General features: G+C 69.6%; 27 protein-coding genes. 13 read left to right on the top strand and 14 right to left on the bottom strand.

Going from position 1 to position 24,073, the window contains the following annotated elements:
* Positions 1-35: 35 nt before the first annotated feature.
* Entirely contained in the window at positions 36-2,324 is a 2,289-nt protein-coding gene (locus tag OHS59_RS24045) for a (Fe-S)-binding protein (RefSeq protein WP_328495471.1), read from the bottom strand.
* 668 nt (positions 2,325-2,992) lie between these two features.
* On the opposite strand from OHS59_RS24045, the gene dnaK reads away from it, so the two are divergent.
* The 4 genes from dnaK to OHS59_RS24065 all read left to right on the top strand — a co-directional run bounded on the left by dnaK (position 2,993) and on the right by OHS59_RS24065 (position 7,309).
* Complete coding sequence (gene dnaK / locus OHS59_RS24050; protein WP_328495472.1) at positions 2,993-4,858, top strand: molecular chaperone DnaK; 1,866 nt, start codon at positions 2,993-2,995, stop codon at positions 4,856-4,858.
* Positions 4,855-5,541: a nucleotide exchange factor GrpE gene (grpE, locus tag OHS59_RS24055; RefSeq protein WP_328495473.1), complete on the top strand. Its 687-nt coding sequence runs from the start codon at positions 4,855-4,857 to the stop codon at positions 5,539-5,541. Before dnaK ends, grpE begins: the two co-directional genes overlap by 4 nt.
* Positions 5,542-5,628: 87 nt before the next feature.
* Positions 5,629-6,828 carry a molecular chaperone DnaJ gene (gene dnaJ / locus OHS59_RS24060; protein WP_328495474.1) on the top strand — a complete coding sequence of 400 codons (1,200 nt, stop codon included), beginning with the start codon at positions 5,629-5,631 and terminating at the stop codon, positions 6,826-6,828.
* A 7-nt stretch (positions 6,829-6,835) separates the two neighbouring features.
* On the top strand, positions 6,836-7,309 hold the full coding sequence (locus tag OHS59_RS24065; protein WP_328495475.1) for a heat shock protein transcriptional repressor HspR: 474 nt from the start codon (positions 6,836-6,838) through the stop codon (positions 7,307-7,309).
* Between the two features lie 83 nt (positions 7,310-7,392).
* Here the strand turns inward: OHS59_RS24065 and OHS59_RS24070 are convergent, their stop codons facing one another.
* Genes OHS59_RS24070 through OHS59_RS24085 form a run of 4 tightly spaced genes read right to left on the bottom strand, consistent with a single transcriptional unit; the run spans position 7,393 to position 9,406 of the window.
* Positions 7,393-8,121 (bottom strand): class I SAM-dependent methyltransferase, encoded by a 729-nt coding sequence (locus tag OHS59_RS24070; RefSeq protein WP_328495476.1) that lies wholly within the window; start codon positions 8,119-8,121, stop codon positions 7,393-7,395.
* Positions 8,114-8,329, bottom strand: coding sequence for a DUF397 domain-containing protein (locus tag OHS59_RS24075; RefSeq protein ID WP_328495477.1), 216 nt, complete (start codon positions 8,327-8,329; stop codon positions 8,114-8,116). Before OHS59_RS24075 ends, OHS59_RS24070 begins: the two co-directional genes overlap by 8 nt.
* Complete coding sequence (locus tag OHS59_RS24080; RefSeq protein WP_328495478.1) at positions 8,322-8,516, bottom strand: DUF397 domain-containing protein; 195 nt, start codon at positions 8,514-8,516, stop codon at positions 8,322-8,324. The genes OHS59_RS24075 and OHS59_RS24080 overlap by 8 nt, the downstream gene beginning before the upstream one ends.
* 8 nt (positions 8,517-8,524) lie before the next feature.
* Positions 8,525-9,406 (bottom strand): helix-turn-helix domain-containing protein, encoded by an 882-nt coding sequence (locus tag OHS59_RS24085; RefSeq protein WP_328495479.1) that lies wholly within the window; start codon positions 9,404-9,406, stop codon positions 8,525-8,527.
* Positions 9,407-9,653: 247 nt separating this feature from the next.
* Here OHS59_RS24085 and OHS59_RS24090 point away from each other — a divergent pair, with 247 nt between their 5' ends.
* The gene (locus OHS59_RS24090; protein ID WP_328495480.1) at positions 9,654-10,085 is read left to right on the top strand and encodes an ATP-binding protein; all 432 of its coding nucleotides are present in this window, start codon (positions 9,654-9,656) and stop codon (positions 10,083-10,085) included.
* 78 nt (positions 10,086-10,163) lie between these two features.
* A complete protein-coding gene (locus OHS59_RS24095) occupies positions 10,164-10,796 on the top strand; it encodes a Uma2 family endonuclease (protein WP_328495481.1) in 633 nt (210 codons plus the stop codon).
* Here the strand turns inward: OHS59_RS24095 and OHS59_RS24100 are convergent.
* Both OHS59_RS24100 and OHS59_RS24105 read right to left on the bottom strand, forming a co-directional pair.
* On the bottom strand, positions 10,789-11,550 hold the full coding sequence (locus OHS59_RS24100) for a bestrophin-like domain (protein WP_443061486.1): 762 nt from the start codon (positions 11,548-11,550) through the stop codon (positions 10,789-10,791). The two genes, OHS59_RS24095 and OHS59_RS24100, sit on opposite strands and share 8 nt — an antisense overlap.
* Before the next feature lie 98 nt (positions 11,551-11,648).
* The gene (locus OHS59_RS24105) at positions 11,649-12,335 is read right to left on the bottom strand and encodes a DUF2848 domain-containing protein (RefSeq protein WP_328495483.1); all 687 of its coding nucleotides are present in this window, start codon (positions 12,333-12,335) and stop codon (positions 11,649-11,651) included.
* A gap of 143 nt (positions 12,336-12,478) precedes the next feature.
* Between OHS59_RS24105 and OHS59_RS24110 the strand changes: the two genes are divergently transcribed.
* Genes OHS59_RS24110 through OHS59_RS24120 form a run of 3 tightly spaced genes read left to right on the top strand, consistent with a single transcriptional unit; the run spans position 12,479 to position 15,040 of the window.
* The gene (locus OHS59_RS24110) at positions 12,479-13,837 is read left to right on the top strand and encodes an MFS transporter (RefSeq protein ID WP_328495484.1); all 1,359 of its coding nucleotides are present in this window, start codon (positions 12,479-12,481) and stop codon (positions 13,835-13,837) included.
* Positions 13,838-13,880: 43 nt separating this feature from the next.
* Positions 13,881-14,684, top strand: coding sequence for a carbon-nitrogen hydrolase family protein (locus tag OHS59_RS24115; protein ID WP_328495485.1), 804 nt, complete (start codon positions 13,881-13,883; stop codon positions 14,682-14,684).
* On the top strand, positions 14,681-15,040 hold the full coding sequence (locus OHS59_RS24120; protein WP_328495486.1) for a cupin domain-containing protein: 360 nt from the start codon (positions 14,681-14,683) through the stop codon (positions 15,038-15,040). The genes OHS59_RS24115 and OHS59_RS24120 overlap by 4 nt, the downstream gene beginning before the upstream one ends.
* 24 nt (positions 15,041-15,064) lie before the next feature.
* On the opposite strand, the gene OHS59_RS24125 is transcribed toward OHS59_RS24120, so the two are convergent.
* From OHS59_RS24125 to OHS59_RS24135, 3 genes are read right to left on the bottom strand one after another with little or no spacing between them, the layout of a single operon-like run.
* On the bottom strand, positions 15,065-15,712 hold the full coding sequence (locus tag OHS59_RS24125; protein ID WP_443061487.1) for a GntR family transcriptional regulator: 648 nt from the start codon (positions 15,710-15,712) through the stop codon (positions 15,065-15,067).
* 37 nt (positions 15,713-15,749) lie between these two features.
* Positions 15,750-16,004, bottom strand: a complete 255-nt coding sequence (locus OHS59_RS24130) for a hypothetical protein (protein ID WP_328495487.1) — start codon at positions 16,002-16,004, stop codon at positions 15,750-15,752.
* Positions 16,005-16,038: 34 nt separating this feature from the next.
* A complete protein-coding gene (locus OHS59_RS24135; RefSeq protein WP_328495488.1) occupies positions 16,039-16,314 on the bottom strand; it encodes a hypothetical protein in 276 nt (91 codons plus the stop codon).
* A 391-nt stretch (positions 16,315-16,705) separates the two neighbouring features.
* Between OHS59_RS24135 and OHS59_RS24140 the strand changes: the two genes are divergently transcribed.
* On the top strand, positions 16,706-17,155 hold the full coding sequence (locus OHS59_RS24140) for a helix-turn-helix domain-containing protein (RefSeq protein ID WP_328495489.1): 450 nt from the start codon (positions 16,706-16,708) through the stop codon (positions 17,153-17,155).
* Positions 17,156-17,178: 23 nt separating this feature from the next.
* The gene (locus OHS59_RS24145) at positions 17,179-17,523 is read left to right on the top strand and encodes a hypothetical protein (protein ID WP_328495490.1); all 345 of its coding nucleotides are present in this window, start codon (positions 17,179-17,181) and stop codon (positions 17,521-17,523) included.
* 64 nt (positions 17,524-17,587) lie between these two features.
* Here OHS59_RS24145 and OHS59_RS24150 read toward each other — a convergent pair whose 3' ends face one another.
* Both OHS59_RS24150 and OHS59_RS24155 read right to left on the bottom strand, forming a co-directional pair.
* Positions 17,588-18,178: a dihydrofolate reductase family protein gene (locus tag OHS59_RS24150; RefSeq protein WP_328495491.1), complete on the bottom strand. Its 591-nt coding sequence runs from the start codon at positions 18,176-18,178 to the stop codon at positions 17,588-17,590.
* Between the two features lie 238 nt (positions 18,179-18,416).
* The gene (locus OHS59_RS24155; protein ID WP_328495492.1) at positions 18,417-18,848 is read right to left on the bottom strand and encodes a hypothetical protein; all 432 of its coding nucleotides are present in this window, start codon (positions 18,846-18,848) and stop codon (positions 18,417-18,419) included.
* Between the two features lie 435 nt (positions 18,849-19,283).
* On the opposite strand from OHS59_RS24155, the gene OHS59_RS24160 reads away from it, so the two are divergent.
* Both OHS59_RS24160 and OHS59_RS24165 read left to right on the top strand, forming a co-directional pair.
* Entirely contained in the window at positions 19,284-20,339 is a 1,056-nt protein-coding gene (locus OHS59_RS24160) for a substrate-binding domain-containing protein (RefSeq protein WP_328499331.1), read from the top strand.
* Between the two features lie 592 nt (positions 20,340-20,931).
* Positions 20,932-21,969 carry a helix-turn-helix transcriptional regulator gene (locus OHS59_RS24165; RefSeq protein ID WP_328495493.1) on the top strand — a complete coding sequence of 346 codons (1,038 nt, stop codon included), beginning with the start codon at positions 20,932-20,934 and terminating at the stop codon, positions 21,967-21,969.
* On the opposite strand, the gene OHS59_RS24170 is transcribed toward OHS59_RS24165, so the two are convergent.
* Both OHS59_RS24170 and OHS59_RS24175 read right to left on the bottom strand, forming a co-directional pair.
* Positions 21,929-22,918 (bottom strand): helix-turn-helix transcriptional regulator, encoded by a 990-nt coding sequence (locus OHS59_RS24170; protein ID WP_328495494.1) that lies wholly within the window; start codon positions 22,916-22,918, stop codon positions 21,929-21,931. The two genes, OHS59_RS24165 and OHS59_RS24170, sit on opposite strands and share 41 nt — an antisense overlap.
* Positions 22,915-23,907 carry a helix-turn-helix transcriptional regulator gene (locus OHS59_RS24175; protein ID WP_328495495.1) on the bottom strand — a complete coding sequence of 331 codons (993 nt, stop codon included), beginning with the start codon at positions 23,905-23,907 and terminating at the stop codon, positions 22,915-22,917. The genes OHS59_RS24170 and OHS59_RS24175 overlap by 4 nt, the downstream gene beginning before the upstream one ends.
* Between the last annotated feature and the right edge of the window lie 166 nt (positions 23,908-24,073).

Genomic DNA, 24,073 nt, shown 5'->3' on the forward strand with positions numbered 1-24,073 from the left:
CGGGGGCCGTTCGACTCACATGACTGCTTGACCGGCTACTTGACGGGTTCGGGCTGAGGCTCGCTCTCGGCTTCCGCCGCACCCGCCGGGGGCTCCTCGGACGGGGTCTTCACCGAGTCGAGGAGCAGCTGGGCCACGTCCACGACCTGGATGGACTCCTTGGCCTTGCCGTCGTTCTTCTTGCCGTTGACCGAGTCGGTCAGCATGACGAGGCAGAACGGGCAGGCGGTGGAGACGATGTCGGGGTTCAAGGACAGCGCCTCGTCGACACGCTCGTTGTTGATGCGCTTGCCGATCCGCTCCTCCATCCACATCCGCGCGCCACCCGCGCCGCAGCAGAAGCCGCGCTCCTTGTGGCGGTGCATCTCCTGCTGGCGCAGGCCCGGGACGGCGGACATGATCTCGCGCGGGGGCGTGTAGATCTTGTTGTGCCGGCCCAGGTAGCAGGGGTCGTGGTAGGTGATGAGGCCCTCGACCGGGGTCACCGGGACCAGCTTGCCCTCGTCGATCAGGTGCTGGAGCAGCTGGGTGTGGTGGATGACCTCGTAGTCGCCGCCGAGCTGCGGGTACTCGTTGCCGAGGGTGTTGAGGCAGTGCGGGCAGGTCGCGACGATCTTCTTCGCGGCCTTGGGCTTCCTCGACTCCGCGGTGACCTTGCCGTCGTCGTCCATCTCCTCGCCGAAGGCGGCGTTGAGGGACATGACGTTCTCCATGCCGAGCTCCTGGAACAGGGGCTCGTTGCCGAGGCGCCGGGCGGAGTCACCGGTGCACTTCTCGTCGCCGCCCATGATCGCGAACTTGACGCCCGCCATGTGCAGCAGCTCGGCGAAGGCCTTGGTGGTCTTCTTCGCCCGGTCCTCCAGAGCACCGGCGCAGCCGACCCAGTACAGGTACTCGACCTCGGAGAGGTCCTCCAGGTCGCGTCCGACGACCGGGATCTCGAAGTCGACCTCCTTGGTCCACTCAAGACGCTGCTTCTTGGCCAGCCCCCAGGGGTTGCCCTTCTTCTCCAGGTTCTTGAGCATCGTCCCGGCCTCGGACGGGAAGGCGCTCTCGATCATCACCTGGTAGCGGCGCATGTCGACGATGTGGTCGACGTGCTCGATGTCGACGGGGCACTGCTCGACGCAGGCGCCGCAGCTGGTGCAGGACCACAGGACGTCGGGGTCGATGACCCCGTTCTCCTCAAGGGTGCCGATGAGCGGCCGCTCGGCTTCCGCCAGCGCGGCGGCGGGAACATCCTTGAGCTGCTCCGCGGTCGCCTTCTCGTTCCCCTCCATGTCCTTGCCGCCACCGGCCAGCAGATACGGGGCCTTGGCGTGCGCGTGGTCGCGCAGCGACATGATGAGCAGCTTCGGGGAGAGCGGCTTGCCGGTGTTCCAGGCGGGGCACTGCGACTGGCAGCGCCCGCACTCGGTGCACGTGGAGAAGTCGAGGATGCCCTTCCAGGAGAACTGCTCGACCTGGCTGACACCGAAGACGTCGTCGTCACCGGGGTCGGTGAAGTCGATCGGCCTGCCGCCGGAGGTCATCGGCTGGAGGGCGCCGAGGGCGGTCCCGCCGTTCGCCTCGCGCTTGAACCAGATGTTCGGGAAGGCCAGGAAGCGGTGCCAGGCGACACCCATGTTGGTGTTGAGCGAGACGACGATCATCCACACGAAGGACGTGCCGATCTTGATCGTCGCGACGAGGTAGACCAGGTTCTGCAGCGTGCTCAGGCTCAGGCCCTTGAAGGCCAGGACCAGCGGGTACGAGGCGAAGTACCCGGCCTCGTAGCCCTCGACGTGGTGGATCGCGCCTTCAAGGCCGCGCAGCACGTAGATGGCGAGGCCGATGGTGAGGATGACGTACTCGACGAAGTAGGCCTGACCGGCCTTGGAGCCCGCGAAGCGGGACTTGCGTCCGGCCCGCGAGGGCAGGCTCAGCAGCCGGATCGCGATGAGCACGGCGATGCCCAGGATCGTCATCACGCCGATGAACTCGATGTAGAGCTCGAACGGCAGGAACTCACCGATGTACGGCAGGACCCAGTCGGCCTGGAAGAGCTGGCCGAAGGCCTGGACGAGGGTGGGGGGCAGCGTCAGGAAGCCGACGGCCACGAACCAGTGGGCGAAGCCGACGATGCCCCACCGGTTCATCCGCGTGTGACCGAGGAACTCCTTCACCAGCGTCACGCTGCGCTGGTAGGGGTTGTCGGTGCGGGTTCCGGCGGGGACCGGCTGGCCGAGCTTGAAGTACCGGACGAACTGGCCGATGGCGCGTGCGAGCAGCGCGACGCCGACCACGGTCAGGACCAGCGACACGATGATCGCGGCGAGTTGCATTTCGGGGCTCCTCGGGCCTGCGAGGTTACATTACTGAGCGGTAGCTTACGCAGTCCTTCGACACTACCCATTCCTGTGTCCGCACTGTAGTCAGAGGCACGGTGATCTGCGTCGCTGAGGCATACCTGGGTACGCGTGGCGGGGTGTCGCCCTTTCTGCGGCAGGGCCCGGCGGAGCTGCGCTCCAGGCTGCTCGCCGGGCGCGGGCCGGCGGGGGTGGGCCGCGCAGTTCCCCGCGCCCCTGCGGGCGGGGCTATGCCTCAGCCTGTTTGCCGGGTGCGGGTCGCCTGGAGTGGGCCGCGCAGTTCCCCGCGCCCCTCGGGGCGGGGCTGCGCCCCAGCCCGTTCGTCGGGTGTGCTTCAGGGTGAAAGGCGGGGCGCAGCCCCGCTTTCGAGGGGCGCGGGGAACTGCGCGCTCAGCCCCGGGCGGCCCGCACCCCGCAACGGCCTGAGGCGGCACTCCCCAGGGGCGCGGGGAACTGCGCGAACGGCGCCCGCCGGTCCGTGGGTCATGTGTGACCCGTAGGACGACCCGCAGGTCAAAGCCCAAAGTGCGCGTAAGTAAGAGATAAGAGTTGAGCCCCCACGACTCAGCTCTGTTGACCGAGCGGCAAGCGTCATGCACACTTGAGTCCGTTCCACTCAAGTCATTGTTGTTGGAGGAATTGAAATGGCACGTGCGGTCGGCATCGACCTGGGCACGACTAACTCCGTCGTCAGCGTTCTGGAGGGCGGTGAGCCCACCGTCATCACCAACGCCGAGGGCGCCAGGACCACGCCGTCCGTCGTCGCCTTCGCCAAGAACGGTGAGGTGCTCGTCGGAGAGGTCGCGAAGCGCCAGGCGGTCACGAACGTGGACCGGACCATCAGGTCCGTGAAGCGTCACATGGGCACGGACTGGAAGATCGAGCTCGACGGCAAGCACTTCAACCCGCAGCAGATGAGCGCCTTCATCCTGCAGAAGCTGAAGCGCGACGCCGAGGCGTACCTGGGCGAGAAGGTGGCCGACGCGGTCATCACCGTCCCGGCGTACTTCAACGACTCCGAGCGTCAGGCGACGAAGGAGGCCGGCGAGATCGCGGGCCTGAACGTCCTGCGCATCGTGAACGAGCCGACCGCCGCCGCCCTGGCGTACGGCCTCGACAAGGACGACCAGACGATCCTCGTCTTCGACCTCGGTGGCGGCACGTTCGACGTGTCGCTCCTGGAGATCGGCGACGGCGTCGTCGAGGTGAAGGCCACCAACGGTGACAACCACCTCGGTGGTGACGACTGGGACCAGCGCGTCATGGACTACCTGGTCAAGCAGTTCGCCAGCGGCCACGGCGTGGACCTCGGCAAGGACAAGATGGCCCTCCAGCGCCTGCGCGAGGCGGCGGAGAAGGCCAAGATCGAGCTGTCGTCCTCCACGGAGACGTCGATCAACCTGCCCTACATCACCGCGTCCGCCGAGGGCCCGCTGCACCTGGACGAGAAGCTCACGCGCGCCCAGTTCCAGCAGCTCACCGCCGACCTTCTGGAGCGCTGCAAGACGCCGTTCCACAACGTCATCAAGGACGCCGGCATCCAGCTGAGCGAGATCGACCACGTCGTTCTCGTCGGTGGCTCCACCCGTATGCCCGCCGTGGCCGAGCTCGTCAAGGAGCTCACCGGCGGCCAGGACGCCAACAAGGGCGTCAACCCGGACGAGGTCGTCGCCATCGGCGCCGCCCTGCAGGCCGGTGTCCTCAAGGGTGAGGTCAAGGACGTCCTGCTCCTCGACGTGACCCCGCTGTCCCTCGGTATCGAGACCAAGGGAGGGATCATGACCAAGCTCATCGAGCGCAACACCACGATCCCGACCAAGCGGTCCGAGATCTTCACGACGGCCGAGGACAACCAGCCGTCCGTCCAGATCCAGGTCTACCAGGGCGAGCGCGAGATCGCGGCGTACAACAAGAAGCTCGGGATGTTCGAGCTGACCGGTCTGCCGCCCGCCCCGCGCGGAGTCCCGCAGATCGAGGTCGCCTTCGACATCGACGCCAACGGCATCATGCACGTGACCGCGAAGGACCTCGGCACGGGCAAGGAGCAGAAGATGACCGTCACCGGCGGCTCCTCGCTGCCGAAGGACGAGGTCGACCGCATGCGCCAGGAGGCCGAGCAGTACGCGGACGAGGACCACCGTCGCCGCGAGGCCGCCGAGGCCCGCAACCAGGGCGAGCAGCTCGTCTACCAGACGGAGAAGTTCCTCAAGGACAACGAGGACAAGGTCCCGGGCGACGTCAAGACCGAGGTCGAGACGAGCGTCGAGGAGCTGAAGGCCGCGCTCAAGGGCGAGGACACCGCGGAGATCCGTACGGCCACCGAGAAGGTCGCCGCCGTCTCCCAGAAGCTGGGCCAGGCGATGTACGCCGACGCCCAGGCCTCCCAGGGTGCCGCGGGCGCCGAGGCCCCGGGCGCCGGTCCGGACGCCGATGCCAAGGCCGCCGACGACGACGTGGTCGACGCGGAGATCGTCGACGAGGACCGTGACCGCAAGGACGGTGCCGCGTGACCGAGGAGACCCCGGGCTTCGACGAGCAGCCCGACGTCCCCTCCGGCGCCACCCCTGAAGACGCCGAGCCGAAGCCTGCCCCCTCCTCCTCGGAGGACGGGGCGGCCCAGGCCGGGGACGCGGCGGCAGCAGCCCAGTCCGCAGCCCAGATCGCAGGCCTGACGGCCCAGCTGGACCAGGTTCGTACGGCGCTCAACGAACGTACGGCGGACGTCCAGCGGCTCCAGGCCGAGTACCAGAACTACCGCCGCAGGGTCGAGCGGGACCGGATCGCGGTCAAGGAGGTCGCCATCGCGAGCCTCCTGACCGAGCTCCTGCCCGTGCTCGACGACATCGGCCGCGCCCGGGAACACGGCGAACTGCTCGGCGGCTTCAAGTCGGTGGCCGAGTCGCTGGAGACCGTCGCGGCGAAGATGGGCCTGCAGCAGTTCGGCAAGGAGGGCGAGCCCTTCGACCCGATGATCCACGAGGCCCTGATGCACTCGTACGCGCCGGACGTCACGGAGACGACGTGCGTGGCGATTCTGCAGCCGGGGTATCGCTTCGGCGAGCGCACCATCCGCCCCGCGCGGGTGGCGGTCGCCGAGCCGCAGCCGGGAGCGCAGCCCGCCAAGGGCGACGAGACGGACGCGGGGACCGCGGCGGCCGACGACAAGGAGAGCGGTGGCCCGGACGAGGGCTGACGTGAAACAGGGCGTACGCGCGCCCCTTTGCACAGAGAACGTCGAGCGCGTACGTGACGGTGACGTACGGAAGGAGGGGCGTCGAGGATGAGCACCAAGGACTTCATCGAGAAGGACTACTACAAGGTCCTCGGCGTCCCCAAGGACGCCACCGAGGCCGAGATCAAGAAGGCGTACCGGAAGCTCGCCCGCGAGTTCCACCCGGACGCCAACAAGGGGAACGCGCGGGCCGAGGAGCGCTTCAAGGAGATCTCCGAGGCGAACGACGTCCTCGGGGACCCCAAGAAGCGCAGGGAGTACGACGAGGCCCGCACCCTCTTCGGCAACGGCGGCTACCGGCCCGGCCCGGCGGGTTCGGGCGGTTCCTTCAACTTCGACCTGGGGGACCTCTTCGGAGGCGGCCCCCAGGGCGGAGCGGGCGGCGGTCCGCAGGGCGGAGCCGGTGGCTTCGGCGGCGGCATAGGGGACGTCTTCGGAGGTCTCTTCAACCGCGGCGGTCCGGGTCCCGGTACCCGGACGCAGCCGCGGCGCGGCCAGGACATCGACACCGAGGTCACGCTCAGCTTCACGGAGGCGGTGGACGGCGCGACCGTCCCGCTCCGGATGACCTCGCAGTCACCCTGCAAGGCCTGTTCGGGCACCGGCGACAAGAACGGCACACCGCGCGTGTGCCCGACGTGTGTCGGCACCGGCCAGGTGGCGCGCGGTTCGGGCGGCGGGTTCTCGCTGACCGACCCGTGCCCCGACTGCAAGGGCCGCGGCCTGATCGCCGAGCACGCGTGCGCGGTCTGCAGCGGCTCGGGGCGCGCCAAGTCGTCCCGGACCATGCAGGTCCGTATCCCCGCGGGGGTGTCGGACAGCCAGCGCATCCGCCTGCGCGGCAAGGGCGCGCCGGGCGAACGGGGCGGGCCGTCGGGCGACCTGTACGTCACCGTGCACGTCGACTCCCACCCGGTCTTCGGCCGCAAGGGCGACAACCTCACCGTCACCGTGCCCGTCACCTTCGCGGAGGCGGCGCTCGGCGGCGAGGTCCGCGTGCCCACGCTCGGGGGGCCTCCGGTCACCCTGAAACTGCCGCCGGGCACGCCCAACGGCCGGACGATGCGCGCCCGCGGCAAGGGCGCGGTCCGCAAGGACGGCACCCGTGGGGATCTCCTGGTCACCGTCGAGGTGAGTGTTCCGGCGGACCTGACGGGGAAGGCTCGTGACGCGCTTGAGGCGTATCGCGAGGCGACCGCGGAGGAGGATCCGCGGGCTGAGCTGTTCCAGGCCGCGAAGGGAGCATGAGGACACCATGGACGCAACCGGACGTCGTCGGCAGAACTCCTTCACCGGCAGGGCTTATGAGCTGACGGAAGAAACCCCGGTGTACGTCATCTCGGTGGCCGCCCAGCTCTCCGGTCTGCACCCGCAGACGCTGCGTCAGTACGACCGCCTCGGCCTGGTCTCCCCGGACCGCACGGCCGGGCGGGGCCGGCGCTACTCGGCCCGCGACATCGAACTGCTGCGCACCGTCCAGCAGTTGTCGCAGGACGAGGGCATCAACCTCGCCGGCATCAAGCGCATCATCGAGCTGGAGAACCAGGTCGCCGCGCTCCAGTCCCGTGTCGCGGAACTGCAGTCGGCACTGGAGGGCGCGGCGGCGACCATGCAGCAGCGCGAGGCCGCGGTCCACGCCTCGTACCGCCGCGACCTGGTCCCGTACCAGGAGGTCCAGCAGACCAGCGCGCTGGTGGTCTGGCGCCCGAAGCGCCCACCGACGGACTGAGTCCGAGCGGGCGAGCAGCCATGTTGAGGGGCCCGGAGGTTCATCGCGAACCGCCGGGCCCCTCAGGCAACGGCGGCTGACCGTCAGCCCGGTCGGTGCGCGACGAAGACGAACTCCCGGCCGGGGCGGTCGGGTGCGTCGCGGACGTCCTTCACGGTGTAGCCCTGCCCGGTCAGATCCGCCTCGATCTCGTCGCGCTCGCGGAAACGTAGGGTGGATTCCGAGGTCAGTACCTGTCCGTCCACGTCGAACACATAGGTACTGCGGAACGCCACCAACTGCCCGTCGACCCCGGTCAGTTCGGTCCAGCTCTCGACCGCGCCGACCCCCGGAATCTCCGTGATCCCGTACGAGGCCTCGCGGTTCCACTCCTCCCAGGCGCGCCGGGCCGGATCCCGGGTCTCGAAGACCAGATGCCCACCGGGCCGCAGAGCTTCGTAGGCGCCCCGCAGGGTGTCCCGCCAGGCCCGGTCGTCGACGATCTGCTGGGCGGCGTTGGCCGTCATGGTCGCCAGGTCGACGCGGAGGGGAGGCAGCGCGGTGGCGTCCCCGTGGATCCACCGCACGTGTTCGCCGCCGGGTTTGCCCCGGGCCACGTCGAGGGACGCTTCCGCCGGATCGACCCCGACGACGTCGATCCCCCGGCCGGCGAGCAGCAGCGCGAACACGCCGGTTCCGCAGCCGATGTCGAGCACGCGCCGCGCCCCGAACTCCTCCGCGATACGGACGTACGCGTCGAGGTCGCCGCGATCGGGGTCGAGCGGGTCGTAGATCGCGGCGAGCCGGGGGTGGCCGAAGTTCTCGTCAGCCATTGCGCTGCGCGCGGGCGTGCTGGAGAAGTCCGGCGAGGCCCTGCGGGGCGGTGGCGAGGATGGTGTCGGGGGTGTCGCTCTCGCGGAGGCGGAGGGTGCCGTCGGGGGCGGCGGCTATGTAGAGACAGTTGCCTTCAGGGCCGCCGCTGAAGGATGACTTCTGCCAGTTCAGCTCAGCACGGGGGCTTGGTTCGGTCTCGTCAGTCATGGGTCCGCTTGGTGGTGCGGGCGTGGTGGAGGAGTCCGGCGAGACCTTGCGGGGCGGTGGCGAGGATGACGTCGGGGGTGTCGCTCTCGCGGAGGCGGAGGGTGCCGTCGGGGGCGGCGGCTATGTAGAGACAGTTGCCCTGCGGGCCGCCGCTGAAGGATGACTTCTGCCAGCTCAGCTCGGACATGCGGCTCCCTAAAGGGTGTAGAGAAGATGCTGGATGAGGGCCAGCGAGTCCTTCACCGAGTGTGCATCGGGGGCCAACGATACGTCGATGGGGGCGAGGGCACTTTCGGTCAGGCGATCGAACAGCGCGGCGTACTCCAGTAGATGACTCTGCTCTGTCAAGTAGCGCGACCCCAGGGGTGCTTCGAGCACGACGGTGCCCAACTTCGTCTCGTGGGGCACGAAATGAGCGAAGTTCCCGCTGAGTGCCGCGTACGCCTGGGCGCTGAACGGGTAGATCTGGATCGTCACATTGGGCAACCGAGCCAGCTCGATCAGGCGCAGCAATTGCTCTCGTACGACATCCGCGCCCCCGAACCGCATGTGCAGTGCGGCTTCGTGGATGACGGCGTGCACGGATGGCGGGTCGTCGAGCGTGAGAATGCGCTGCCGTTCCATACGGAACTTCAGGCACTCCTCAATGTTGTCGAACCCCAGCCTCGGGCTGGTGAAGATGGCGCGCGCGTAATCGGCGGTCTGGAACAGCCCTGGGATGAAAAGGGGTTCGTGCGTCCGGATCTTCAGGGCCTCCGATTCCAGCTCGGCCAGATCGAGTGCGCCAGGTTCCATGTGCTTCCTGTGCGCGGTCCACCAGCCCTTTCCTGTCGCCTCGGACATGGCAACCAGGGCTTCGACGTACGTCGCATCAGTGCATCCATAGAGGCGGCACAGTTCATGGAGCCGCTCCGTCAGGATGGTCGTCTTCGCCGTCTCGATCTGGCTCAACTGGGCCCTGCCCATGCCGATCCGCTCGGCGGCCTCTCCCGCACTGAAGCCCGCCTGTTCGCGCAGGTGTTTGAGCTCGTAGCCGAGTCGTCGCTGGCGTTCGCTGATGGTGGTGCGCAGTCCCACGGTCCACTCCTTGTCGGTCGCCCAAAGTCTCCACGGAGCGGGGGAGTTCGTCCACCGAGAGAGTGAATAGCTTGAACATTGTAAACCTCACCCGCTACGTTGAGTCCGGTTTCGGTTACTGAATGGAGCCACCCGCCACCCCTGCCCACAAGCCGACAGAGCACCCGCCCCTCCACCCGGGAGCGCGCGGGCACAGCCATCGCCGGGCGCGGGCCCACCCCCCTCGACCCCGACTGGAGTCACCCCCATGGACCCCGCCCGCCGCGCAGCACACCGCCCCGCCCAACTCGTCCACGAATACAGCCTGTTCGCCCCCGCCGACGCCACCGCGCCCCGCGTCTGCCGGGACTTCGTGCGGGCCGTGCTGTTCACGCACGGGCGGGAAGCCCTGGTCATGCCCGCCGCCCTGTGCACCTCGGAACTGGTCACCAACGTCCACCTGCACACCAAGGGCGCCGCCATACTCCGAGTCCGGCTCAACCCGGCCCGCCTGCACGTGAGTGTCTTCGACGAGAGTCCCGATCCACCCGTCGTGGCACACCCCGTCGCGGGGGTGGCCGCCTGCTGGGGGCGAGGGCTCGCCCTCGTCGACGAGGTGGCGGACGCGTGGGGCCTCGCCGACGGGCGGGCGGGGCGCTACGCGAAGGGCGTGTGGTTCGAGCTGCGCCCCGCGAGGTGAGTCGTTTCTGCTTCGCCGGTTCGGGTGAATCAAGGGCGTTTTCGCAGGTGAGCCCGTATGTACGAGAGACTTGTGATCATGACCGAGAGTAGGACCGAGCCTCCGTACCCGCCCGAGAACGCGCCCGGCCCCGACGAGGTCCTGTGGCAGGCCTGGGAGGCCATGGAACTCCCTGAGGGCTATCGAGCCGAGATCATCGAAGGAGCCGTCGAGGTGTCATCCACGGGCCGTTACGCGCACAGCCAGACCGTCTTCCTGTTCAAGGAGGCGCTGGGCGACTTTCTGAAGGGCGGGGACTTCGCCGCCCGGAACGCCACGAACGTCGTCCACGCGGGCTGTGTGTGGGTACCCGACCTGTTCGTCGTCCCCAGGGACACGGAACGGTACGTCACCGCCGACGGCGCGGGGATCACCGCGGCCGCCGTCCGACTGGTGGTGGGGGTCGTCTCCCCCGACCGGCGCCGCCAGGAGCGCGAACGCGTCATGAAGCGCCGCGAATACGCCCGCGCCGGCATCCCCGTGTACGTGGCCATCGACGACCACGACGACCAGGGCACCGTGACCGTCCTCACCGAACCCCGCCCCGACAGGGCCGACTGGGTGGGCGTGCACCGCGTGCCCTACGGCACCGAGGTCACCATCCCCGAAGGCCCCGCCAAGGGCCTGGTCATCACGGAGGCGATCACGGGACCCGCGCGGGCCGCTAAATAACGGCATACCGCTGCAACGCGAGCCTCAGCGGTTCCGGCTCCACGTGGATGCCCCCGCCGAAGGGGTGGTTCATGGCCGACAGCACGGCCAGCACGGCGGACACCAGCAGGGCGAGCAGACCGATGCTGATCATGCTCGTCCAGGTCAGGGCGCGGATCTGGATCGCGGCGGCGGCCACCAGCAGCAGGGCGGACACGAGCAGGCCGATCCAGAGGTAGGGCGGGATCCCGTGGGAGACGGCGAGAATCCGTGCGCGCCGCGCGTCCCCCACCTCCCTGAGCGCGACGAGCGAGTCACGTGCGAAGACCTGCTCCTGCTTGGTCCCGCCCACGGTGTCCTGCAGTGCCCGGCGCAGCTCGTCGTACTGGCGCTGGGCCCGTGCGCTGGACGTCCCCCTCTCCATGGCCGGCCACTCCTCGTCGATCACCGTGACCGTGTACTCGCGGGTGAGATCACGGATCCGTTCGCGTGACGCGTCGGGCAGCGGCCGGGTGGCCCACTGGAGGTTGATGAGGCTCGCCCCCTCGTTGCTGACGTCCTCGGCGGCCTTGGTCAAGGTCGTCTGGGCGGAGACGATGGAGAGGGCCAGGATGAAACTGAACAGTGTCCTGTTGACGTTGGAGAAGTGATCCAGGGTGTCCTTCAGGGCGTACCGCTCGTGCCAGTGCTCCGGCACGTAACGCACCATCAGGGCAAGGAGAAGGAGCGAAGCGGGGACGCTGCAGGCGACGAAGGCAATTGCTGACAAGTCCATCCAGCCAACCAAGCTGAACAGGGCATTCGCGCTGCGGCATCAGGCGAAGTTCACCGGATCGAGTGGGCGGGCGCGGGTCGGCGCCGGGGCGGGCCGGTTCAGCCGATCGGTGCCGGCAGCGGGAGGACCTCGTACGCCAGACGGATCGTGTCGCCGGTCGCCGGATCGCCCAGTTCCACGCGCCAGGCCTCGGCGAACTGGTCCACGTCCTCGGTCATCGGGATCGTCCCGGAGATGAGGACGGTGCCGGGCACCAGGTCGCCGCGCGAGCGCAGGACCCCGGCCCAGTAGCCGGGAGTGAGCAGCTCCGCGAGCGTGCCGTGCTGGATCTCCGTCTCCTGGCCGCGGTGGGTGACCCAGGCCCGCAGCGTGAGGTCGTCGATGCGTGTCTGGACGTCGTCCAGACGCCAGGCGCGGCGGGCGAGCACGTCCGGGCCCGCGTTCTTGCTCCAGGCGACCCCGTGCACCTCAAGGTCACGGTCGGTGTGGTCGCAGGCCGCCGTGAGCAGCAGTTCGCCGTCCGCCGCGACGACCAGCGCCCACTCGGCCTCGCCGGAGGTGCGCGCGTGCTGCACGGAGACCCGGTCCGTCTGCTGGGCCAGATACGGCGAGACGGGGTAGAGCGCCGGGGTCACGGACGGCGCGGGAACACCGAGCCGGGCCAGCTCCGCGACGTGCGCGGCCACCTCGTCCTGGCCGCGTCCGGCGTACCCCGCGTTGAGCACCTGCCGCACGTCGACGTCACGGGTGGAACCGTCGGGCAGCTCGAAGGTCAGCACAGCCACAGGAACTCCTGAATGGGTCGGTTTCGAAGCGGTTGACTTCCGGCGCAGGGGTTGCGCATACGACCTGTATACAAGAAGTATGCCGAAAGGTCGATGTCCCCACGACGCCCCACCGACGCCCCACGACGCAAGGAACAGGCAGCATGCAATCCACCCAGCAGGCCGCAGGGGCCCCGAACCCCGGCCGCTCAGGTATCCGCCGCGCCTTCTTCGCCAGCCTCACCGGGACCGCCCTGGAGTGGTACGACTTCGCGGTCTACTCGGCCGCCGCGGCCCTGGTCTTCGGTGATCTCTTCTTCCCCTCGGAGGACCCCCTCACCGGCACGATCCTGGCGTTCTCCACCTACGCCGTCGGCTACATCTCCCGCCCGCTCGGCGGCTTCGTCTTCGGCCGGCTCGGCGATGTCATCGGCCGCAAGAAGGTCCTCATCGCCACGCTGGTCCTGATCGGCGTGGCCACCTTCCTGATCGGACTGCTGCCCGCCTACGGCACGGTCGGCGTGGCCGCGCCGATCGCCCTTGTCGTGCTGCGCTTCGCGCAGGGCGTCGGCGTGGGCGGCGAGTGGGGCGGCGCCGTCCTGCTGTCCAGCGAGTTCGGCGACCCGCGCCGCCGCGGTTTCTACGCGTCGGCCGCCCAGATCGGACCGCCCGCGGGCAACCTCCTGGCCAACGGCGTGCTGGCCGCGCTCGGGGTCCTGCTGACGGAGGACCAGTTCCTGTCCTGGGGCTGGCGCGTGGCGTTCCTGCTCTCCGGTGTGCTGGTCGGCTTCGGCCTGTGGATCCGGGCGAAGCTGGAGGAGACCCCGGTGTTCAAGGCGATGGAGGCCGAGGGCACCCGGCCCGAGGCGCCGATCCGCGAGGTGTTCACCACTCAGCCCCGCGCGCTGTGCGCGGCCGTCCTGAGCCGGGTGGCCCCCGACGTGCTGTACGCGATGTTCACCGTCTTCGTCCTGACCTACGCGACCGACGAGCTGGACATGTCGCGCGGCTCCGCGCTGACCGCCGTACTCATCGGCTCATCCCTTCAGGTCTTCCTCATCCCCCTGGCCGGCGCCGTGTCCGACCGGGTCAACCGGCGTCTGCTGTACGGCTGTTCCGCCCTGGCCGCGGGCGTGTGGCCGTTCGTGTTCTTCCTGATGGTCGACGGCGGCAGCTGGATCCTGCTGGTGTGCGGTGTCGTCGGAGGCCTGGTCATCCACTCCTTCATGTACGGACCGCAGGCGGCCTTCGTCGCGGAACAGTTCTCGCCGCGCCTGCGCTACACGGGCTCCTCGCTGGCCTACACCCTCGCCGGTCTCATCGGCGGCGCGATCGCTCCGCTGCTGTTCACCGTCCTGCTCAGCTCCTACGACAGCTGGGTCCCGCTCGCCCTGTACCTCGCGGTCGCCGCGGCCGTCACCGTCGTGGGACTGGTCCTGGGCCGGGACGCCGACCAGGCGGGTGAGGAAGAGGAGCTGCTCGTCACCCGCGCCAAGACCGAGCCGGCCGTCAAGCTCACCTGATCCTCGCCCTCAAGAATCCTCGCCCTCAAGAAAGGACAGCCCTGTGCGTCTCGCCCTGAGCCAGTTCACCAGCGGACCCGAGCCGGAGAAGAATCTCGGACTCATCGAGGACGGCGTCCGGCGCGCCGCCGACGCAGGGGCACGCGTCGTCGTGTTCCCCGAAGCGTCGATGGCCTGCTTCGGCACCCCCTTGCCGCCGATCGCACAGCCGCTCGACGGCCCCTGGGCCGACGCGGTACGCGCCATCGCGGCCGCGGCGGACATCGTCGTGGTGGCGGGCATGTTCACCCCGGCCCCGCGAGGCCGGGTGGCCAACACCCTGCTGGTCACCGGGCCGGGCGTCGAGGCCTCGTACGACAAGATCCATCTGTACGACGCCTTCGGCTACGCCGAGTCCGACACCGTCGCCGCGGGCTCGCGGATCGTCACCGTCGACATCGACGGCGTACGCGTCGGACTGGCCACGTGCTACGACGTCCGCTTCCCCGAGCTCTTCCGGGCGCACGCCGACGCGGGGGCCGTGGCGACGCTCCTGCCCGCCTCCTGGGGCGCCGGTCCGGGCAAGCGCGAGCAGTGGGAGCTGCTCGTACGTGCCCGTGCCCTGGACGCCACCGTGTGGGTCGCGGCCGTGGACCAGGCCGATCCGGCGGCCGGAGGAGTGGTTCCGCACGCTTCGGCGCCCACGGGCATCGGACACAGCATGATCGTCGGGCCGGACGGAACCGTACGCCGTAGCCTGGGCGCGGAGCCGGGTCTGCTGACGGCCGACCTGGACGTCGACGAGGTGGCGGCGGTCCGCGAGAAGACGTCGGTGCTGGCCAACCGCCGCCTGGGGCGTACCGCATGAGCAAACCGGAGCTTGAGTTCCATCTGCCCACCGGGCCCTGGACGGCGCCCGCGGGCGCCGTCCAGGGGGTCGTGGAGCGTGAGCTGGCCGCGGACGGGTCCGGCACCCGCCGCACCGCGCTCGTCCGCTGGGAGCCGGGTACCGACACGTCCGCACAGGGGGTGACCCGGCACGACTTCTGGGAGGAGGTCTACCTCCTCGAAGGGGACATGCACGACCTGACCCTCGGCGAGACCTTCACGCGGGGCTCGTACGCCTGCCGCCCGCCGGGGATGCCGCACGGCCCGTGGACGACGTCCGCCGGCGTCACGATGCTCGTCGTCATATATCCGGTGGATACATACCCGGAGACCTGACTCCGGCCCCGCGCAGGAGGCGGGCTAACCGGCGAGCAGCACCTTCAGGGTCGACTCCAGGTGGCGGTCGATCGCGGCACAGGCGCTCTGTGAGTCGTTCGCCGCGAGCGCGTCGAGGATCTCCCGGTGCTCGTCCAGCACCGCCTCCTGGCGGCCGTGCTGATTGAAGAGGGCCACCACCCCGGCCCGGATCTGGCGGCTGCGCAGCCCGTCGTAGTGCCGGTCGAGCAGCGCGTTGCCCACCGCCGAGACGAGGGTGGCGTGGAAGAGGTGGTCCACGGCGATGAACTGCTTGGCCTGGTCGGGTCCGCTCAACGCGCTCTGCCGGTCCAGCAGTTCACCGAGTTCCTGCACCGGGGCCCGGCCCGCTTCGACGACGTGACCGGCCGCGTACCGTTCGACGATCCCGCGCAGCTGCATCAGCTCGGAGATCTCCCGGCCCGACAGCGGCGCCACACGCGCACCGCGCTTGGGCACCAGCTGGACGAGATCCTCGGCGGCGAGCAACAGCAGCGCCTCGCGGATCGGTGTGCGGGACACCCCGATCCGGTCGGCGATCTCCTGCTCGGAGAGGAACTCCCCCTGCATCGCCGGGTCGGTCAGCACCGTGTCCTTGAGGTACGCATAGGCCTTCTCCCGACCTGACGCCACCACTACCCCCAGAGATCGCATACACCTCGTATACAGAAGCTACCACCTGCGGACGCCGCTAGCGCCCCATGGTCTGCCACACCGTGAGGGCCAGGGCGAGGCACGAGGTGGCCGCCGCCAGTGACGGCAGGGGCCAGCGTGTGCGCTCCAGGGCCTCGATACGGGCCTCGTGCTCGTCGAGGGTCTTGTCGGTCTGGTCGGCGCGCTGGAGGAGGAGCGCGAGGTCGCCCCGGGTGGTGGCGAAGCCGACGTCGACCGAACGGCGCAGGCGCTCCAGTTCCAGGAGGACCTCCTCGGTCTCGGTCGCTGTCATCGGGTACCTCCCGCGATCGTCGGCTCGGTATCGGTCATCGTGACGCTCCTCGTGCTCCTCGTGCTCCTCGTGACTCCTGTGCTTCTCGTGCTCCTCCTGGTTCTCGCCAGGCGCGCGGCACCCGCAGCCTGTCCCGGCTCACCCGGCCCGGCATGCCGTCCGCCGCCGGGCCCACATAACCGAGGCCGCGCTGCCAGGCCGCGTACGAGAGGACGTCGGCCGGTGTCCGGACGGGGCCGGGGCCCGACGCGTACCGGCCGTTGCCGAGGTTCTCGATCTCGAAGCCGTGGAAGCGGGCGTCGCCGTCCACGGCGTCCGGCCCGGGGGCGGGAAGCGGGGACTTCTCGGCCCGTACGGCGTCCAGGACCGCCGTCGAACCCGCGCCGGCGTGGTTCGTCCGGCCGTGGCCCAGCAGATGTCGCGGCGGCTACCGGCGGGTGGTCGGGCACGGTGCAACCCCTCCCCAGGTATGGGAACATATGTTCGAGAGTTTCGAACGAGCGGTCAGGGTCGCATGTTGCGAGCGCGTACGCAAGTGATTACGTTCCGTGAAGGGTGGTGCGGTGAGGGCCTTCTCATCCCGTTTTGGCTGCGCAGAGTTACCGAAGTCGCAGAATCTCCACAGTTACGTGCGAGCGCGCACACAGGCTGGTGGGTGTGCGATCGGTACGCTGCCCCGGCGACGAGGGGAGAGCGGACACATGGCTTCGAGCTCACGGGCCGGGGCCCGTACGGATCAGACGTACCGGGCGGCGGGGCTCCAGGAGTTCGCCGGCTGGATCGAGGATCTGCTGCGTGCCCGGAGCTACGACATCGACAGCCCGCGCGGCGGCGGCCGTTCGAAGCTGGCCGACGACGCCGGGGTGCACCGGGCCGCCGTGAGCCGGCTGCTCCAGCGGCAGTCCATGCCCGACCTGGAGACCATGCGGCGCATCGCGGCCGTACTCGGGGTGCCCCTGCGGGAGATGCTCATCCGCTCGGGCCGGCTGACCGAGGACGATCTGCCGCTCACCGGCACCGGCCGCTCCGCGGAGGGTGAGGAGCATCTGCGGCTCAGCCCGGAGGAGGCCGCCTGCCGGATGGGTGTCCCGCCCGAACTGCGGGAGCTCTTCGCCAAGGTGGCACGGCAGTTCCTGCCGGAGGGCGGTTGACGGCGAAGGGAACGGAGCGCGGGATGGGTGACCCAGGAGGCGGCCGTGGGGCCGATGCGGAGCGCGTCGCCGAAGGTGTCGCCGAAGGGGTGGGCGAACTCCTCGGCGTACTGGCCGAGAAGGTCCGTGTCGCGGGCCCGGACGCCGTCCGCGTGCTCACCGAGGAAGAACTGCAGCAGCATCAGCTGAGCTGGTTCCGGGCGGGCTGGGAGGAACACGCCCGGGCGTCCGGCCAGGAACACGCGGTGGGCCCCGACCGGCCGCCGGAGCCGCCGTCCGAGCGACCGTCGGACCGGCCGTCCGCCCGCCTCCTGCCGTTCCCCGAACGCCCGCGGGGCCACGAACACCCGTCGGACGACGGCGGCTGAGGGGCGGCTGGGGGGCTACTGGGGACGCCTCGGCCGCCAGGCCTCGGCCGCTGCACCTGGGCCGTTACGCCTCCGTCCGGGCCCGCGCCCCTGCCCCCGTGCGTGTGTAGTGCAGCAGGACCACGCCGTTGCCGAACACGCGGGACTCGACGAGGCGCAGGTGGGCGAGCGCGTCGGTGTCGCGGAAGAGGGGGCGGCCGTGCCCGATGAGCACCGGGTGGACGTAGATCAGGTACTCGTCGATCAGGTCGTGGCGCCGGAACTCCGCCGCCAGCTCCGCCCCGCCGACCGCGAGGTCCCCGCCCGGCTGTTCCTTGAGCGCCCTGATGACATCGGGAGCGACCTCCCGTACGACGGTCGCGTTCCAGTCGGCCTTGTCCAGGGTCCGTGAGTAGACGACCTTCGGCATGTCCCGCCAGATGGCGGCGAACTCGCGGACGGGTTCCGGGGCGTCGGGGTCCCGGTCGGCGGTCGGCCAGTACGCCGCCATCAGTTCGTGGGAGACGCGGCCGCTCAGGAAGCCGCCCAGCGCGCCGATGCGTTCGTTGAAGTGCCGGTGCAGTTCGTCGTCGACCAGGTGCCAGTCGATCTCGCGGTTCGGTCCCTCGAAGAAACCGTCGAGGGAGACGGACATGCTCAGGACGATCTTTCGCATCGCGGACCTCGCCGGGTGGGGAGCGGGAGCGGGCTGGGACAGACGGTAGCCCAAGCCCCCTCCGGCGCCTGCCTGTCCGCCCGCCCGCCCTGCCTGCCTCGGAGTTCGACGAACGGGCCGGAGGGTGAGACCTCGCGGTTCTTGCGTTCCACCGCGAGTGCTCGTGTTCCGGCCCGTTCAGCTTCCGGCCCGTTCTGCTTCCGGCCAGTTCTGCCGAACGCGAGAAGCGCGGAGTGGATCACGGGGTCCGGCGGCACCCCGTGGGCTCCTCGAAGAGCTCGGCCAGGTCGCAGGACAGGTCGACCGCCCAGTCCCCGGCGCCGGCTCCCGTCCAGTCCTCGTCCTGCTCCGCCTGCTCGTTCCCCGGCGGTTTCTCCAGCTGCTCCCCGGCTTGCTCCCCGAGCTGTTCCCGCTGCTCGTCGGGGAGTTTCGGCGGGGTCTGGAGCCGGCTTTCGAGGTCGCGTTCCGTATAGGCGTGGACGCAGGCGACGATCGCCTCCTGCAGGGTGCCGGTACCCGTGATCCCGGCCAGGCCGGTCCAGTCGACGTCACAGGCGGCGGGGACCGGATCGGGTGCGGAGCGGGGGGCGGCCGCCGCGGACGTGCCTGCCGTCAGGGCAAGGCAGGCCGCGGCCAGGGCAGTTATGAGGGATCGGGAGAACGTGCGCATGGGGAACTCCGTGGAGAAGGAGGACACGGTCGGAACGAGCTGTCTGGTCCCAGCAAGATCCGGAAGCCGCCCCACCGCAATCGGTGCGCCGCCGATCAGGTGCTCGCGCTGACCCGGACGTGGTGTTCGTCACCTTTGAGCACCTCTCGCGACGTTCTGCCGCATCTGTCGTGCGAGGGGGCGAACGAGGCACGAAGTGGGGGAGTGGGGGAAGTGCGTGGGTGGTGTGGATTCTCACTCCTCGCATCCGCCCGACTTCGTCCCCGTCTCTTCACAGACTTCTGTTGCGATGTCGTTAGCAGTTACTCCTTGACGCCCCGTGAACCCCCGCGTTGTCTTTTTGTCACCTGGGCCCGCACCGTCGCCCTCGTCCGGAAGGCACCTGAAGTGAACCGCGCCATACGTCGTACCGCCCTGGCCGTAGCCGCCTCCTCCATGACCCTGACCCTCGCCGCGTGCGGGAGCGGAGACGACGGCGCCGAAGCGAGCCCCACCAAGGGTGACGACATCACGGTGGGCCTGCTGCTGCCGGAGAAGGCGAACTCCCGCTACGAGAAGTTCGACTACCCCATCATCAAGAAGAAGGTCGACGCGCTCACGGACGGCAAGGGGAAGGTCGTCTACGCCAACGCCGAGCAGGACGCCGCCGCGCAGAACCGGCAGCTCCAGAAGATGGTGGACGAGAAGGTCGACGTACTGCTGCTGGACGCCGTGGACTCCAGCGCCATCGCCGCCGGTGTGAAGAAGGCCAAGAAGGCGGGAATTCCCGTCATCGCGTACGACCGGCTGGCCGAGGGCCCGATCGACGCGTACATCTCGTTCGACAACGAGGAGGTCGGGCAGGTGCAGGGCCGGGCCCTCGCCGACCGGCTGGACGGCGGCAAGGGGCAGAAGATCGTCATGATGAACGGCGCGGTGACGGACCCGAACGCCGCCCAGTTCAAGGCGGCCGCCCTCACCGAGCTGAAGGCCAAGGTCACCATCGCCAAGTCGTACGACACCAAGGACTGGAAGCCGGCGAACGCCCGGGCCAACATGATGGCGGCCATCTCCGCCATCGGCGCCGGCAACATCGCCGGGGTGTACTCCGCCAACGACGGCATGGCGGGCGGCGTCATCTCCGCGCTCAAGGCCGCCGGTGTCACCAAGCTGCCGCCGATCACCGGCCAGGACGCGGAGCTGGACGCGGTGCAGCGCATCCTCGCGGGCGACCAGTTCATGAGCGTCTACAAGCCGTACCCCGAGGAGGCGGAGACCGCCGCCGAGGTGGCCGTGGCCCGCGTCCGCGGCTACGGCATCGAGTTCGACTCGCTCACCCCCGACAAGGTCTCCAGCCCCACGGACAAAAACGTTCCTGCCAACCTTGTCCAGGTGGCACCCCTGACCCGGACCACCATCGAGTCGACGGTCATCCAGGACGGCATCTACACGGTCGAGGAGATCTGCACCGCCAAGTACCGCTCGGCGTGCTCGGAACTCGGCATCAAGTGACCCCTCCGGGGAGCTAGCGGGGCGGCGCACCCGACCGTGATCGGCCGGGTGCGCCTGTCGGTCCCCGAGGTCACCTCACGGTCCCCGAGATCACCTCACGGTCCCCGAGGTCACCTCACGGTCCCCCGCGGCCGATCCCATTCGGCCCGCTCCCAGCCATCTCAAGAGATGGCTGGTACTCGCGGCTCCGGAGAGTCGCGGCGGCCGGCGCGGACGCGCGCCCAGGAGATCCCAGGTCTCGTGGACCGGCCGCATTCCCCGGTCAAGTGACGCCCGACGGGCGGCAGTCCCCACGGAAGTGCGAGATGAGTCGGGATGCGGACCGGGGCGGTGCGCCACCGTCCCGCGGGCGCCCCGGCGGGTGGCTATCCGGCCAAGATTGCTCGGGGCGTCCTGGTGGCCGGGGTCAACATGCGCCGGGCTGCGTGCTGTTCCCGCCACCAGGTTGTTGCAACGCGTCATGCGGGGGTAGGGGCAAAAGCGGAGCAAGTATGCCGATAGGGCGCGGTGGCGTGGCGGAGCCGTGTTGCGGAGCGGGGGGACGCCGCGCATAGTTGCGCTGCAAAAGAGGCTGGAACCGGGGGTTGGGGAGATGGCCGGGCACGGGACGGAAGCGCATCCGCACGGTGCTGACCGTCTGTGCGATGCCGGGGACCGGGTGTACTCCCGGGCGGTACGGCGCGGCCGGGTGTCCCGCGAGGACGCCGAGTCGGTGCCCTGCCTGGTCGAGCTGGCGCTGCTGCACCCCGACCCCGACGACATGGGCTGGCTGGTGCCGACCTCGCCGCAGGAGGTCATGACGCGGCTGCTGCGGGAGATGCACGAGCACGTCGTCGCGACGCAGTCCCGCATGGGCGAGGCGGTGTCCGCCTTCGAGTGGTACTCGGCCCTCGGCGGCGACGCCCACTCGCCCTCCGAGGGCGTGGCGATCCGGGTGCTCGACGGACTGCCCCGGATCCGTGCCGCGATGGACGAGGCGACCGAGGCGTGCACCTCCGAGGTGCTGGCCGTCCAGCCGGGCGGCATCCGCCGCGAGGACGAGCTCTCCGAGGGCCTGCACCGGGCGCTCGCGCTGCGCCGCCGCGGTGTGCGCATGCGCGACCTCTACACGCACGTGGCCCGGCACGGCCAGGGCCTGCTGAACTACATGGAGCTGATGGAGGAGGCGGCGGAGGCCCGCACCCTCGACGAGGTCACCGAGCGGCTCATCGTCTTCGACCGCACGGTCGCGTTCATACCCGCGAGCCCCGACCGCACGATCGCGCTGGAGCTGCGCCACCCGGCGCTGGTGGGCTATCTGGTCACCGTCTTCGAGCGGCTCTGGCGCCTGGCGATCCCCCTCACCGCGCCCCTTCCGGACACGGGCATCGAGGGCATCACCCATCGCGAACGCTCCATCGCGGCGCTGCTCGCCGAGGGGCACCAGGACGCGGTGGTCGCGGAGCGGCTGGGCATCAGCGTGCGCACCTGCCGCGCCCATATCGCCCGTCTGTCGGAGACGCTGGGCGCCGCCAGCCGTACGCAGCTGGGGGTGCGGATAGCCCAGGCCGGCCTGGACGGGCCGCCGCGCGCCCCGGAACTCCAGCCGCTCACTGTTCCCGATCGTCAAGGATCCCCGACCGACCGATGAGATAGCCGAGCTGGGCCCGGCTCTCGCTGCCGAGGAGCGTGGCGAGCCTGGCGATGTGGACGCGGGCGGTGCGCACGTTCAGCCCGAGCCGTTCGGCGATGACCGCGTCGGTGTGGCCTTCGACGAGGAGCCCCGCGATGGCCTGCTGCCGCGGGGTGACGCCGTTGAGGGAGGGGGGTTGTACGGCGACCGGGTACATGGGCGTGGCGAGCCGCCAGAACCGCTCGAAGGTCGTGACGAAGTACCCGACCAGCGCGGGATGGCGGACCCGCAGGGCGAGGGTGCCGTCCTTGTTCGCGGGGAGGAAGGCGACGGCGCCGTCGATGGCGAAGAGGCGGTCGGTGAGTTCGTCGAGCGAGCGGGCCTCGACGTCGCCCCGCAGCTGTTCGTAGCGCGCCAGGACGCTGGGCGAGTGGCGCAGCGTGTGCTGGTAGAGGACGCGGATGCGACCGCCGCGGTCCAGGAAGGCCTGGTCGCGGGGGAGAGCGACGACCTCCGACGCCTCCTGGCGACCGCCCGCGCGTCCGGCGCTGGTCTGGATGGAGAGGATCTCGCGCGTCGCTTCGCTCATGGCCTCGGTGATGGCCTGGTTGATCTGTCCGGTGCCGCTGAGAACGGTGATCGCGGGTGTCTCCGTCGGCGCCGTCCACCGGCCGGTGATCCGCATCAGGGGTTCGAACACCGTGGTCAGCCGGTCCTCGCGCCGCCGTTCGTCGGCGATGCGCTTCCCGGAGATCCGCAGCAGCCGGTGGAGGGCCACGGCCGGGGCGACCGGTTCCAGCACGCTCAGGTCCTCGACGGCCGGGTGCAGCAGTCCGAAGTCCATGAGGCAGGGAGCCTCCCCGGCCTGGTCCGCGTGGACGTGCCCCTCACGCAGGGCCCGTTCGTACAGGGCGGCTCCGGCCGCGCACAGCTCCTCCACCTCGTGCGCCGTGTGTAAGACGGTCACTCCGAGGCCCCGTCCTGCTTCAGGATTCCGGACATCGCGATCAGATAGCCGAGCTGCGCACGGCTGCCGCTGCCCAGGGCGGTGGCGAGTTTCGCTATGTGCGCGCGGCAGGTCCGTACGTTCATACCGAGGCGGCGGGCTATCGCCTCGTCGACATGGCCCTCCACCAGGAGTTTCGCGATGGAGTGCTGGATGTTCGTGATGCCGTCCGGGGAGGTCTCGTAGGGGGCGCCGGCGGTCAGCGGGACGGCCCGGCCCCAGACGAACTCGAAGACCTTGATCAGGTAACGGACGAGGCCGGGGTGCCGCAGTTCCAGAGCGACCTGCTGGTCGTCGCGGGTGGGAATGAAAGCGACCGTCTCGTCGCAGACGATGAGGCGTTCCACCAGTTCGTCGATGGTGCGGTACTCGACCTTGCCCTCCGCGAGCTGGGCCACGTACCCCAACCGCTCGGGGCTGTAGCGGGCCGTGTGCTGGTAGAGCGTCCGTATGCGCACACCACGTTCGATCATCGGCTTGTCGCGCTCCAGCCCCTGCAGCAGGCTGCGCTCCGAACCGCGGTCGCTCGGCTGGATGGTGAGCATCTCGGTCTGGCACTGTGCGGTGGCCAGGTTGAGGGCCGCGTTGATGCGGTCGCTGCCCTCCAGGACCGTGATCGAGTTGGTGGTCGTCGTCTCCTGGACCCGCAGGGCCATGAATGGCTCGAATGCATCGGCCAGCTGCATCGAGAGCCGTCTGCGGTCGGTGATCTCCCGCTCGATGGGGTTGAGTCGTTGCGCCAGCGCGACCGACGGCGGTACGGGGCGCAGCCACTCCGCATCGTCGGGATCGGGGTGAAGCAGCGCGAACTCCATCAAACAGGGAGCAGCCTCCACGTCCGTGCGGGCGATGCGACCTACCCGTAGAGCGTCTGCGTATAGACGTCCACCTTCCTCACACAGTTCGGCCACCGAATGGGGATGTGTCGCTTTTGTTCTACTTATAGTCAAATCTCCACCCCCCAGGGTCCTGAACGTGCAGGAACATGATGCATCGATTATGTGGTCACGACGTGCCCGAATGAGCCATCGTCGTACCCGACGGGGGAAGACGGAACTTTCAAGTGAGGACGAAGCCGACTATGCGTAAGAAAATGCTTCGCTCGGTGCTTGTCGC

This window comes from Streptomyces sp. NBC_00414 (assembly GCF_036038375.1).
Taxonomy (GTDB): Bacteria; Actinomycetota; Actinomycetes; order Streptomycetales; family Streptomycetaceae; genus Streptomyces.